Origin of the sequence: Paraburkholderia fungorum, assembly GCF_003610895.1 — a bacterium.
Classification (GTDB): Bacteria; Pseudomonadota; Gammaproteobacteria; order Burkholderiales; family Burkholderiaceae; genus Paraburkholderia; species Paraburkholderia fungorum_B.
Map to the genome: position 1 here is coordinate 177,841 of NZ_MCAS01000068.1, position 12,057 is coordinate 189,897.

General features: G+C 62.5%; 12 protein-coding genes. 2 read left to right on the top strand and 10 right to left on the bottom strand.

The annotated features are described in order from the left end of the window. Window positions 1-74: 74 nt before the first annotated feature. The 6 genes from BCY88_RS37830 to BCY88_RS37855 all read right to left on the bottom strand — a co-directional run bounded on the left by BCY88_RS37830 (window position 75) and on the right by BCY88_RS37855 (window position 7,561). Complete coding sequence (locus BCY88_RS37830) at window positions 75-434, bottom strand: copper-binding protein (RefSeq protein WP_120349177.1); 360 nt, start codon at window positions 432-434, stop codon at window positions 75-77. Continuing rightward, the gene (locus BCY88_RS37835) at window positions 434-3,637 is read right to left on the bottom strand and encodes an efflux RND transporter permease subunit (RefSeq protein WP_120349178.1); all 3,204 of its coding nucleotides are present in this window, start codon (window positions 3,635-3,637) and stop codon (window positions 434-436) included. Before BCY88_RS37835 ends, BCY88_RS37830 begins: the two co-directional genes overlap by 1 nt. After that, window positions 3,634-5,172 (bottom strand): efflux RND transporter periplasmic adaptor subunit, encoded by a 1,539-nt coding sequence (locus BCY88_RS37840; protein WP_120349179.1) that lies wholly within the window; start codon window positions 5,170-5,172, stop codon window positions 3,634-3,636. Before BCY88_RS37840 ends, BCY88_RS37835 begins: the two co-directional genes overlap by 4 nt. Window positions 5,173-5,183: 11 nt before the next feature. After that, window positions 5,184-6,479 carry a TolC family protein gene (locus tag BCY88_RS37845; RefSeq protein WP_120349180.1) on the bottom strand — a complete coding sequence of 432 codons (1,296 nt, stop codon included), beginning with the start codon at window positions 6,477-6,479 and terminating at the stop codon, window positions 5,184-5,186. A gap of 92 nt (window positions 6,480-6,571) precedes the next feature. Beyond that, the gene (locus BCY88_RS37850; RefSeq protein WP_120349181.1) at window positions 6,572-6,934 is read right to left on the bottom strand and encodes a hypothetical protein; all 363 of its coding nucleotides are present in this window, start codon (window positions 6,932-6,934) and stop codon (window positions 6,572-6,574) included. 153 nt (window positions 6,935-7,087) lie between these two features. Then, window positions 7,088-7,561, bottom strand: coding sequence for a hypothetical protein (locus BCY88_RS37855; RefSeq protein WP_120349182.1), 474 nt, complete (start codon window positions 7,559-7,561; stop codon window positions 7,088-7,090). An 855-nt stretch (window positions 7,562-8,416) separates the two neighbouring features. Here BCY88_RS37855 and BCY88_RS37860 point away from each other — a divergent pair. Next, window positions 8,417-8,899 (top strand): GNAT family N-acetyltransferase, encoded by a 483-nt coding sequence (locus BCY88_RS37860; protein ID WP_120349183.1) that lies wholly within the window; start codon window positions 8,417-8,419, stop codon window positions 8,897-8,899. Between the two features lie 36 nt (window positions 8,900-8,935). Continuing rightward, window positions 8,936-9,286, top strand: a complete 351-nt coding sequence (locus BCY88_RS37865) for a DOPA 4,5-dioxygenase family protein (protein WP_120349184.1) — start codon at window positions 8,936-8,938, stop codon at window positions 9,284-9,286. Between the two features lie 53 nt (window positions 9,287-9,339). On the opposite strand, the gene BCY88_RS37870 is transcribed toward BCY88_RS37865, so the two are convergent. From BCY88_RS37870 to BCY88_RS37885, 4 genes are all read right to left on the bottom strand, one after another. Next, complete coding sequence (locus BCY88_RS37870; protein WP_120349185.1) at window positions 9,340-9,651, bottom strand: high-potential iron-sulfur protein; 312 nt, start codon at window positions 9,649-9,651, stop codon at window positions 9,340-9,342. A 39-nt stretch (window positions 9,652-9,690) separates the two neighbouring features. Next, window positions 9,691-10,380 (bottom strand): nitroreductase, encoded by a 690-nt coding sequence (locus BCY88_RS37875; RefSeq protein WP_120349186.1) that lies wholly within the window; start codon window positions 10,378-10,380, stop codon window positions 9,691-9,693. 209 nt (window positions 10,381-10,589) lie between these two features. Further along, window positions 10,590-11,312 carry a PepSY-associated TM helix domain-containing protein gene (locus BCY88_RS37880; RefSeq protein WP_120349187.1) on the bottom strand — a complete coding sequence of 241 codons (723 nt, stop codon included), beginning with the start codon at window positions 11,310-11,312 and terminating at the stop codon, window positions 10,590-10,592. Then, window positions 11,309-11,992, bottom strand: a complete 684-nt coding sequence (locus tag BCY88_RS37885; protein ID WP_074289263.1) for a Fe2+-dependent dioxygenase — start codon at window positions 11,990-11,992, stop codon at window positions 11,309-11,311. The genes BCY88_RS37880 and BCY88_RS37885 overlap by 4 nt, the downstream gene beginning before the upstream one ends. Window positions 11,993-12,057: the final 65 nt, after the last annotated feature.

Consider the following 12,057-nt stretch of genomic DNA (forward strand, 5'->3'; position numbering starts at 1 on the left):
GAAGCGCATCGGCAACTCATCATGCAGACTCGCAGGCCAAAGCAACCGGCCCGCGAGTCTGCATCAACAACGCATCACGACGCTTTTTCCAGCTTCACGATAGTCAGCGTGCCGTCGACGTCTTCAACGCGGACCTTAACCTTATCGCCTTCGTGAATCTGCTTGATCATCGCGGCATCCTTTGCCTTGAAGGCCATGGTCATTGCGGGCATTCCAACGTTGCGCAGCGCGCCGTGCTTCAGCGTGACCATGCCGGAGGCGGCGTCGATCTTCCTCACCTCCGCGTCAGTCAGCGCCGCGTTCGGCGACTCCGTTGAAGCAGCCGGCTTCGCCGACATGTTCATGCCCGCCATGTCATCGCCAGCAAATGCAGGCGCCGTAACAACCGCGCCGAAAGCAGCAAGCGCAGCAAACGAAACAATCAGGTTCTTCATCAAATCTCTCCAGTTTGAGGTGTTGGCACGGTTGTGCCGGGAGGTACTGCATGAGGAAGCCGCGCGTCGGGCAAACGCTTCGCGCGGCGGCGTTGCAGCAGAAACCACGCTGCGGGAATAACCAGCATCGAAAGAAGGGGGGCCGTAATCATCCCGCCGACCATCGGTGCCGCGATGCGTTGCATGACTTCCGAGCCGGCGCCGTGTCCGACCATGATGGGGATGAGACCGGCAAGCACGACGGCGACCGTCATCGCTTTGGGACGCACACGCTGCACGGCCCCTTCCCGGATCGCGTCGAGCAGCAGCGCTTCGGTCAGCGGCTCGCCTGCGTCGAGCCGGCGATTCAATGCGCCCTTCAGGTAAAGCAGCATCACGACGCCGAATTCCGCAGCCACGCCCGCGAGCGCGATGAATCCCACGGCCGTCGCGACCGACACGGCATGGCCCAGAATCCAGATGAACCAGAAACCGCCGACCAGCGCGAACGGCACCGTCGACATCAGCAGCAGCGCGTCGGCAACGGAGTTGAACGTCAGGAAGAGCAGCACGAAAATGACCACCAGCGTCACGGGAATCACAGTGCGCAACTTCGCCGCCGCGCGCTCCAGGTATTCGAACTGACCGGACCACGCGATCGAATATCCGGCAGGAAGCGTCACCTTCTCAGCGACCGCGCGCTGCATGGCCTGCACGGCCGAATGCAGGTCCGTGTCGCGAATATCGACGTACACGTAACCCGCAAGCCGCGCGTTCTCACTGCGAATCATCGGCGGCCCATCGGCAATCGTGATGTGCGCCACGTCGTCCAGGCGGATCTGCGCGCCACGGTCTGTCACGACCGGCAGCTCGCGCAGCTTCTCGAGCGAATCGCGGATCTCGCGCGGATAGCGGATGTTGATCGGAAAGCGCTCTCGTCCGGCAATGACCTCGCCGACGTTTTCGCCGCCCACCGCCGTGGACACGATCGACTGGATGTCGGCCACCGCAAGGCCGTAGCGTGCCGCTGCCAGCCGGTCGATATCGACGTCGATGTATCTGCCGCCGTTCAACCGCTCAGCCAGCGCCGACGTCACACCTGGCACGGTCTTGACCGCCGCTTCGACCTGCGCCGCAACCTTGTCGATCTGCCCGAGGTTGGGACCCGAAATCTTGACCCCAACCGGCGTCTTGATCCCCGTCGACAGCATGTCCAGGCGATTGCGGATAGGCGGAACCCATACGTTCGAAAGCCCCGGCACCTTGACGGTGCGGTCCAGTTCGTCGACCAGTTTCTCCGGCGTCATGCCGGGCCGCCATTCGTTGCGCGGCTTGAACTGGATCGTGGTCTCGAACATTTCGAGCGGCGCGGGGTCGGTTGCCGTATCGGCGCGGCCGGACTTGCCGAACACGGTCTGCACCTCCGGCACGGTCTTGATGAGCCGGTCAGTCTGCTGCAGCAGTTCACTCGCTTTTTCCGCCGAGATGCCAGGCAGCGCCGTCGGCATATACAGCAGATCGCCTTCGTCGAGCGGCGGCATGAATTCGCCGCCCAGCTGCGAAAGCGGAATCACCGACGCAGCGAGCGCCACCGCCGCGAGGCCAATCGCGAACCACGGACGGCGCAACGTCGCCTCCAGCAACGGCCGGTACAGTCTGATCAGCACACGATTGATGGGGTTCGCGTTTTCGTGCGGAATGCGGCCGCGGATCAGCAAACCCATCAACACCGGCACCAGGGTCACCGACAACCCCGCCGCCGCCGCGATCGTGTAGGTCTTGGTGAACGCCAGCGGCGCAAACAGCTTGCCCTCCTGGCCTTCGAGCGAAAACACCGGGATAAACGAGAGCGTGATGACGAGCAGCGAGAAGAACAGCGCCGGCCCGACCTCGGCGGCCGACACCGCAATCAGTTCCCAACGTTCAGCCGGGGTGATGACCCTGCCGGGATTCTCGTGCTCGAACGCTTCGAGATGCTTGTGCGCGTTCTCGATCATCACGATGGCCGCGTCGATCATCGCGCCGATCGCAATCGCAATACCGCCGAGCGACATCAGGTTCGCGTTCACGCCCTGATACCGCATCACGATGAACGCAGTCAGCACGCCTAATGGCAGCGACAGAATGGCAACGAACGCGCTGCGCAGATGGAATAGAAAGACCGCACACACGAGCCCGACGATGATGAATTCCTCGACGAGCTTGTCTTTCAGATTGTCCACCGCGCGTTCGATCAGCTGCGAGCGATCGTACGTCGTCACGATTTCGACGCCCGCGGGCAGCGAGCGCTTCAGCTCGGCGAGCCTGCCTTTCACCGCGTCGATGGTCGTCAGCGCGTTCTTGCCGGAGCGCATCACGATAACGCCGCCCGCGACTTCGCCCTGACCGTTCAGCTCCGCGATGCCACGCCGCATCTCAGGTCCGATCTGGATACGCGCGACGTCACCCAGCAGTACGGGCGTCCCTGCGTCGTTAGTACGTAGAACGACATGGCGGAAGTCATCCAGCGAGCGCAGATAGCCTGACGAGCGCACCATGTACTCGGATTCGGCCATCTCGACAACGGATCCGCCCGACTCCTGATTCGCCTTGCCCAATGCGTCGGCGACCATCGTCTGCGTAATGCCGTACGCGCGCAGTTTGTCCGGATCGAGCACAACCTGATACTGCTGCACCATCCCGCCGATACTCGCGACCTCGGAGACATCGGGGACTGACTTCAGTTCGAACTTCAGGAACCAGTCGTTGAGGGCGCGAAGCTGCCCGAGATCGTGCTGTCCGCTCCGGTCGACGAGCGCGTATTCGTAGACCCAGCCGACCCCGGTGGCGTCGGGTCCGAGCGAAACCGTCGCGCCGCGCGGCAGCCTGCTCTGCACCTGGTTCAGATATTCGAGCACACGGGAACGCGCCCAATACTGATCGGTCTTGTCGTCGAACAGGACATAGACGAACGCATCGCCAAATGACGAATACGCGCGAATGGTTTTCGCGCCCGGCACACCGAGCAACGTCGTAGTGAGGGGATACGTGACCTGGTCCTCGACGACCTGCGGCGCCTGGCCCGGGTACGAGGCCTTGATGATGACCTGCGTATCGGACAGGTCGGGCAGCGCATCGAGTGGCGTCTGAGTCACCGAGTAGACGCCCCACGCCGTCACGAGCACGGTGGCCAACAACACCAGAAAGCGATTGTGGATAGACCACCTGATCACGCGCGCGATCATTTGGCACCCCCAACCGGTTCGACCGTGGTCAACTGGTAGCCGCTGTCGGTCTGACGGAATGCGAAGTGCATGACGTCACCGGGCTTTGCGTCCGGAAAGGCGGCGGGCGACGGTTTGCCGAATGTCATCGTCATCTTGCCCCAACCGAGGGCGGGGACCGGCTGGTGGGAAAATGTGATGTCTTCCGCGGTCACCTTTTCGACCTTGCCGGTGGTCTCGTAGGTTTGAGATGTGCCGGTCGCAGCGGGAGCGCTTGCACCTGCACTTGCACTTGCGTTTGCACTTCCACTCCCCGCCAGGCGAGGCAGAACCGATTTCAGGCTGGCCTCCGAATCGATCAGAAACTGACCGGACGCCACCACCTGATCGCCTTCGGCCAAGCCGCTCAGCACTTCGGTTTCATCGCCGGTATCTTTGCCCACCGTGACATTCACCGGCTGCAAACGGCCATCGCCATTCCTGACGATGACGACAGTGCGCTTGCCGGTCGCAATGACCGCCTCGGACGGGACGAGCAGGCGCGAGGCCTGCTTCTGCGCGCCGACCCGCACACGCATCAGCATGCCAGGCGTCAGCTTGTACGCGGCATTGTCGATCTCGAGACGCGCCTGCAAGGTGCGGCTGTCGGTGCTGATGCCCGGCAGAATTTCGCGAATCCGCCCTTTGAAACGCTGGCTGGGATCGCCCGCGAATGCCGCATCCACCGTCATGCCAGGCTGCACGCTCAGTGCCAGCGATTCCGGTATCTCGACGATGAGCCACAACGACGACAGGCCCGCGACCTTGGCGAGCGTCTGCCCAGGCGCCACCATCGCGCCATCACGGACGTTCAGTTCGCTGACGACGCCCGTTTCGGGCGAGCTCAGCACGACATGCGTCTGCGCCTTGCCGGTCCGCTCGAGGTTCGCGACGACGCCGTCGGGAATCGACATCGCCCGCATGCGCGCGCGAGCGGCGTCGAGCATGCTGCTGTCCATCCCGCTACGTTTAAGCGCGAGGTACTCCTCCTGCGGCGCCAGCCAGTCCGGCACAAAAAGCGACGCGATCGGCGCGCCTTTCGCGATTCGCTGCATCGGCGCGCTCGCATACAGATGGTCGATATAACCCGTGACGCGCGACTGCACGACGTCAGCGTGCGACTCGTCGAACTGCGTGGTGCCGACCGCATCGAAACCGTCGGCGACGTCCTGCCGTCGCGCCGTGGCGTAGCGAATGCCGAGGTTCTGCTGCAAACCCGGATCGATCTTGATGCCGCTCGCGCCGGCGTCGTCGGCGAAGACCGGCTCGAGTTGCATGTCCATGAATGGCGACTTGCCCGGTTTGTCGAAATGCTGATTCGGAACCATCGGGTCGTGCCAATACAGCACCTTGCGCCCCGTCTTCGGATCGATCTTGCCGCCCGTAGCAGACGTCGCGGCGGCAGAGGCGGGACCCGCCTGCATGGCATGACGCGCGCCGGCAAGATAGCCCGCGCCGGACAGAGCCACAGCGGCGAACGTCAACAGGACCGCGCGCACCAGTTGTTTCTTTTGCATGATGGTCTCCTTCACTGGCTCACTGACATCGACGGGGGCACCACCTGATATTCGAGCTGGGCCCACGTCTGGGACACCTCGCGCCGAAGATCAAGCACCTGTAGCTGGACGTCGAGCAATGCACGCCGCGCCGCAAAGGCGTCCGCGAGCGACCCCGTCCCCGCCCGGTAGGCTGCGGCAGCAAGCTGGACACGGCGATCCGCGGCGGGCACCAGGAAGTCAGTGAGATGAGCGATGCGCTCGCGGCCGCTGGCGAGCATGGCCGACTGCGTGCGGATATCCGCCTCGACCTGGCGCTGCGCGTCTTCGTACATCAGCCGCGCCCGGGTGCCGAGTTCCGCCTTCTCGGCCGCATCGCGGTCCTGACGATTCTTGCGATTGATCGGCAACGGAATGCTGACGCCGACCGAAACCATGTTCGAGTACTGGCCGCCGCGCTGCTGATAGGAGACTTCCCACGTCCAGTTAGGACTGCGGTTGCTGTTGGCGACGGCCGTATCGGCGTCGGCAACAGCGATGTCACGCGATGCGGCCATGAGCACCGGCTGAACATCGCGAAGCTCGTCGGGCGGCAGGGACGCCACGTACGATTGCGGCGCGGGTGGATCGCCGCTCACATCAACAACGGAGGTGGCGGTCCAGCGGGACAGGCCGATCAGAGCGGTTTGAAACGTCTGTTGTGCTTTGAGCTGCTGATCCTGCGTTTGCGCGAGCATCGCCTGAGCTTGCACGACGTCGGCCGCCGTCGCCTTGGCTCCGCGGTAGGAGGCTTGTGTCGCCTCCAGTTCGTGCTCCATATGACGCAGCAGGTCCTGCTGCAAGGCGAGCGCCTGCTTTGCATAGACGGCGTTCAGCCACGCCTGCGCCGTTTGTTGCCGTGTATTCGCGAGTTGCATCAGATATCCGGCTCGCTCGCGGTCCACCACATCGTTCGCCCACGCGGAACTCAGACGGCGTTTATCGGCGGATACCCATTCCTGTTCGATGCCGATACGGCGCATCGTCATGAAGTCCTGACCGATGGTGAAACGTTGTCCGCCGTTTACCGGCAGGTTGTCGATACCCGCCTTGAGCATCGGGTCGGGCAACTGCCCTGCCCGCACCGCGGCATTGGCGCTGGCGCGCACGGATGCCTGCGCGGCCCCCATGGCGGACGAACGGTCGGTCGCGGCCTGAAGCGCCGCGTCGAGTGTGTAGCTTGTTTCCTGAGCGTGCGCCGCGCCGCTCGCAAAAATCAGCGCGGCGAAAAGCGAACGCGCGCGCAGTGGTGCACGCCGGTTTGACGGCGTGCGAAGAATGAATGGCATGTTCTAACCCCAACGGCGAACTCCCAAAGGGAGTCCACGTCCTGGACGCAGGACGACCTCACCGCAAACGCGGTGAACCTGTCAGCAAGGGATTAGATGGCGCGAGGCGGCCGCCACAAGCCGGTCGGCTCACGAACCGGCAGTGACTGCGTGTAGTGGAAAACGACGGTACTCAATAAGCCGGCAGGCCGGGTTATTCCGGTTGGAGAAACCGGGTGATACAGACTGCCAAGCTGGCATTGCGCCGTGACTTTGCAGAAAAAACTCTTAACCTTTTCGGTCTGCGATGAATGCATGGACTCGCAGCCCGGCATCTCTGCCGACATGGCGTCGCCCTCGTCGGCGCTCATGCTCATCTGCATGGGACACGCTCCAGTCAAGCCGCTGGCCGCCAGCCCACTAATGGGCAGCGCAGCGCACAGCAACAGGAGGAGCAAAGTCCGCAGAAATTTCATGACGGAGATTATAGCCGCGGTACTTTAATCACGTGCATCGCGAATGCATCGGATTTACTGGCAACAGAATGTGCGCTGAAGTAACGAAAAAACGCCCAGCTCAGGGCGTTTTTGTGCGCGCGATAGTCGCCGCAGGGCTGCGATACGGCTTGTTCAAACCACCGCTTCGACAACAGCCTGCGCCCGGGCCGATCTCATCAGCCCCTCGACCATCTTCGCTTCCGCGTTCGCGATTTCGCTCAACGATGCGGCGGCCAGTTGCCCGTCGAGAATCGCCAGCGCCGTGCAAAGACGGGCGTATTCGCCGTCTTCCAGCATCCAGGCACCGTCCTGGTGCTCACGCGCGTCGAGCTCCACCATCGCCGCATGCGCGCTTTCGATATCGGCAAGAACGTCCTCTCCAAGACCCAGACGCGCCAATTCTTGCGACACCAGCAAATGCCGGCTCAAGGTCAGGTGCAAATCCCGCGAGCCCCGGCCGCGCCGGAAGGCATCGAGGGCGGTGTAGCACTGCAGAAGCATCGCCGTGGTGACCGGCTCGTGGGCGGTGCGGCTAAAGGTTAGCGCGCGCAGCAGCGGAGACATGGCCGACTGGGTGTGCTTGCGGACTCGCGATTTACTGGACATATGGATTCAACCTCCTTCGCTAACTCTCGGCTTTGCCACCGAACGTTGTGCTCTCCGGTGGCAAACGCCGCCGATGGACCGGCGGCTTGACAGGCCCTTAATTTGAGTCTGTGCAGCCATCATGGCAAGCAACTATTAAGACAGACTTAAACGACTTAAAGTCTCGATTGCGTGTGACATCTCGCTGCGCACGAACAGACTTTCTGCTGCGGCTGCCCCGAAATGCAACGCTGGCATATAGGTTCGGACCGGCTAAATACAAGCCGTATTTTTCGCATCGACGAAAAAAAACCCTGTTCCCGCGAGGGAACAGGGTTTGACAGGATGGAACGGTCGTACAGGCGCGTGGATGCTTGCAGACCTAAAACCCACCTAAACCTTCAAAGCTGTTGCTGCTTGCACTGCTACGTTGCTACTTGCACTGCTACTGCGTCACAGCCCGGTCCCTCGCCATCAACAACACCGCGCTGCAACCCCCTGCTGATTCGCGCGCATGGATACTGCGATTGCGCGCTGTTTGCATTGCTTCGACTTCCTACTGCTTTACTGCCCTGCCGCCCTAAACAACCGCGGCAAACTGCCATCAACGGTACGGTTCAAAACAACGCGGGGGAAGACCGCGTCGATGGGCTCGGTGACTTGTCGCTCCATGGAAAACAGTTTATGCGAGCACACGCTAATGCAATTGCGCGAAACGAGGGGCATTGGCAGGCCAGTTTGCCGAATCGGCGCGGCGCGGATTTCCTCAGACCTGAGCGATGAAATGGAAGGGTCGAAACACCGGCACGTGGTAAAAAGGTGCTGCTAGCCGCGACCATTCTTATTCGCCACCCACGCGCCGGAGACGCTCCCCGCATGTCCGATCAAGAACCTGCCGAATCTGCCCTCACCCTGCGCCCAGCGTCAGAAGCCGACGAGCACTTTCTCTTCGAACTGCGCAAGGCCACCATGACCGAGCATCTGGCGCAGGCCGGCGAGCCCATCGACGATGCACAGCATCGCGCCCGCCTGCTCCACCGGTACGATGCGGCGCGCGTGATCTGCCTCGACGGCGTGCCGGCTGGTTTGCTGAAAGCGTATCGCACCGCGACGGAATGGGTCGTCGTGCAATTGCAAATTGCGCCGGCCCGTCAAGGGCAGGGCATCGGTGAGCGCGCGCTGCGCACCGTCCTGCTGGCCGCGCAGGCCGACGCATTGCCTGTCACGCTCAAGGTGCTCAAAGGCAATCCCGCCAGGCGGCTCTATCAACGCCTCGGCTTCGAAATTGTCGGCGAAGACGAAATACAGTTTCACATGAGATGCACGCCGCACGCGTCAGCGCAAACTCAAGCAGAATGAGCGTCTGATAAAGACGGAACCGCAACGGACCTGGTTATGACCTTTCGCGACACTTCAGCCATTCAGAGCTGGCACGCCCACGTTTACTTCGATGCAGGCAGCCGCGACGCCGCCTGGGCCTTCCGCGAACAGATCGAAGCGCACTGGAACGGCAAACTGCAATTGGGCCGCTTTCACGAACGCCAGGTGGGGCCGCATCCAATGTGGTCGTATCAGCTCGCGTTCGAGCAGGACCAGTTCGCTGAACTCGTCGGCTGGCTCACGCTGAATCACGGTGCGCTCGATATTTTTCTGCACCCGAATACCGGCGACAGCCTGCGCGATCATCGCGACGCGGCGATCTGGATCGGTCATTCGCATGACCTGGTGTTAAGCGCGTTGAACTAACGGGACAACGCGTCCTTAATCACACAGCCACGACGCGTGGACCGCTAGTGCGCTCACATATTCGAATACGAACTGCACCAGCCGCGCGCGGCGACCTGTTTGTCGCCAAACAGCGTGCAGCCACCGTAAGCGTCTGTGGTTTTGCCCTGGAATAGCGAACAGTTGGCGCAGGCTTGTCCTGCGGCATAGTCAGGGAATTTCGCCTTGTCGACTTTAGATGCGTCCTCGGTATAGCCGACGGCTTGCGCCTTCGGATCGGCTTCGCTCAATCTGTTCGCGGTGTCGGCGAACGCGAGACGGGACAGCACGAGCGATGAGCTCGCGCCCACACTCAGCATCAGAAAATGGCGGCGTGAGGTTTTCATCTTTGTTGGCTGGGCAGTAGGGATGCGCGTCAGGCGGGATCAATCAAGGAATCGCGCGAACCGTTCGACCGGTTCGCGCTCGGTGCGCAGCGTGTTGACCCGCGCGCTTTCGTCGGCGAAACCGAGCGACATGCCGCACACCAGTTGCTCCTCGGCCGGCAGACCGAGATGCTCGGCAATCACGCTGTGAAACGGCGTAAAGGCGGCTTGCGGACAGGTATCGAGGCCACGTCCACGCGCCGCCGTCATGATCGCTTGCAGGAACATGCCGTAGTCGAGCCAGCTGCCGCGCTCCATCACCCGCTCGATCGTAAAGAACAGACCGACCGGTGCGCCAAAAAACCGGTAATTCTGCGCGTGCTGTTCATGCATGCGCGCCTTGTCGCCCTTTTCGATGCCGAGCAGACCATACAGGTCCCAGCCGATCTTGCGGCGGCGGTCGATATACGGCGACACCCATTGATGCGGGTAGTAGCGATACTCTTCCTGATACAGCGCATCGCGCTGGGGGTCGTCATACGCGGCGACCAGAGCCTGCGACAGTCGCGCGAGCGAATCGCCCGTCACCACGTACACTTTCCACGGCTGGGTATTGGTGCCCGAAGGCGCGCGGCTGGCCGCTTCGAGAATCGCCTCGATCTCGGCGCGCGCAACCGGCGTGGGCAGAAAAGCGCGGATCGAGCGCCGCGAGATCAGCGCGGCGTCGACCTGATTGGGGGATGTGGTCATCGGCAGAATTCCGGCAGGGCCAACGGTTTTGACGGTCTGCGAAGATTCTAGCGCGAGCGCCCTGTTTCTCGCTGGCGGGCGTGCAGGGCTCCGGGCATACGAGGCGGTATCCGTGACCACGCGCATCACGTACTGGCCTCCGGCGTGATGTCTGCATTGCGCCTGGCGTAGCGCGCGCCGTTTCGAATGCGCCTCGCCCGTCGCGCTCTTTAAATTAGCCCCACGCACACAGCCGCGGCGATCGACCCGATCACCAGCACCGCGCCGACAGTCTTGCGTTTGTTCAACTCCGTCCAGAGCAGCACGCCGCTGAGCGACAGCAGAATGATGCTGCCCGCCAGGGTATCGATCAGCAACACCCAGCCGACGCTCAAGCCCACGCCCTTGTGCAAATTCGTGAGCGTCGCGAGAAGCGAGTTTTCGCTGCGCTTGACCGTCACGTAACCGTTGCCGACCCAATACTCAGCGGCCGTGTTTTCATGCGGCGATGCGAAGTTGAGCTGCCAGTGCTCCGGCTGGACCATGCTGTGCTCACCCCATGCAACCGGATGCGCGGGTTCTTTCTGCGCGCGTCCCGGGTTGCCGGCCAGTTTCAGTTCCTGCTTGAGCCACTTGCCGAGTTCGCGCGGCGTTTGCGGCGCCGGTTGCGGCAACGGCACCTGCACGACCGACACCTGCGGTTCGCCGGTCGACACCTTGAGCGGTCCGCCGCGATGATTCAGCAGAAAGCCGGTGGTGCCAAACAGCAAACCCAGCGCCGCGCCCCACAACCCGATCCAGCCATGCACTTTGCGCAACCATTTGACGAAGGTGGCGCGGCGCGAGCGCTGCTGCCGTGTTTTCAGTTCGTCACGTTCGAACTGCTGCGGCCCGCGCGCCGCGGCGTCGCTTGCCACAGCCGGTTGAAATTCAATAACCTCGGGTCCGCTCACGTTTCGCTCCAGGTGCGCAACAGGTTGTGATAGCAGCCGACCAGGCTGCGGCGCGCCGCATCGTCGGCCTGTGTGGCGTTCAGACGTTGGATCGCCGTGTCCATATCGAATAGCAAGGCGCGCTGCGTGTCGCTGCGCACGAGGCTTTGCACCCAGAAGAAGCTGGCGAGGCGCGCACCACGCGTGACCGGCGTGACCTGATGCAGGCTCGTGGCCGGATAAACGATCATGTCGCCCGCCGGCAACTTGACCTGCTGTACGCCGTAGGTGTCTTCGACAACGAGTTCGCCGCCGTCGTATTCGCCGGGTTCGGAGAGGAACAGCGTCACGGACACGTCCGTGCGCAGCTTCACGCCGTTGGGCAGCACCCGCACCGCACCGTCCACGTGACTGCCGAATTGCATGCCGCCTTCGTAACGATTGAAGAGCGGCGGATACACCTGGTTCGGCAACGCCGCGCTGATGAACAGCGGGTTGCGCTCGATCGACGCGAGAATCACATCTCCGAGCTCACGCGCAAGCGGTGAGTGCTCGGCGATCTGCTGATTGCGTTTGACCGGCGCGCCCTGATAGCCGGCGGTCGCGCGGCCGTCGACCCAGGCGTCGCCCGCGCTATCGAGCCGTTCGCGCACAAAGCGCAACTGTTCGGCGTTCAATACATTCGGAATATGCAGCAGCATTTTGAGTTTCCCTGGGCCTCGTTACACCGGCCTGCCGTTTGCGAAAGCGGCAAGCCTACCGTATC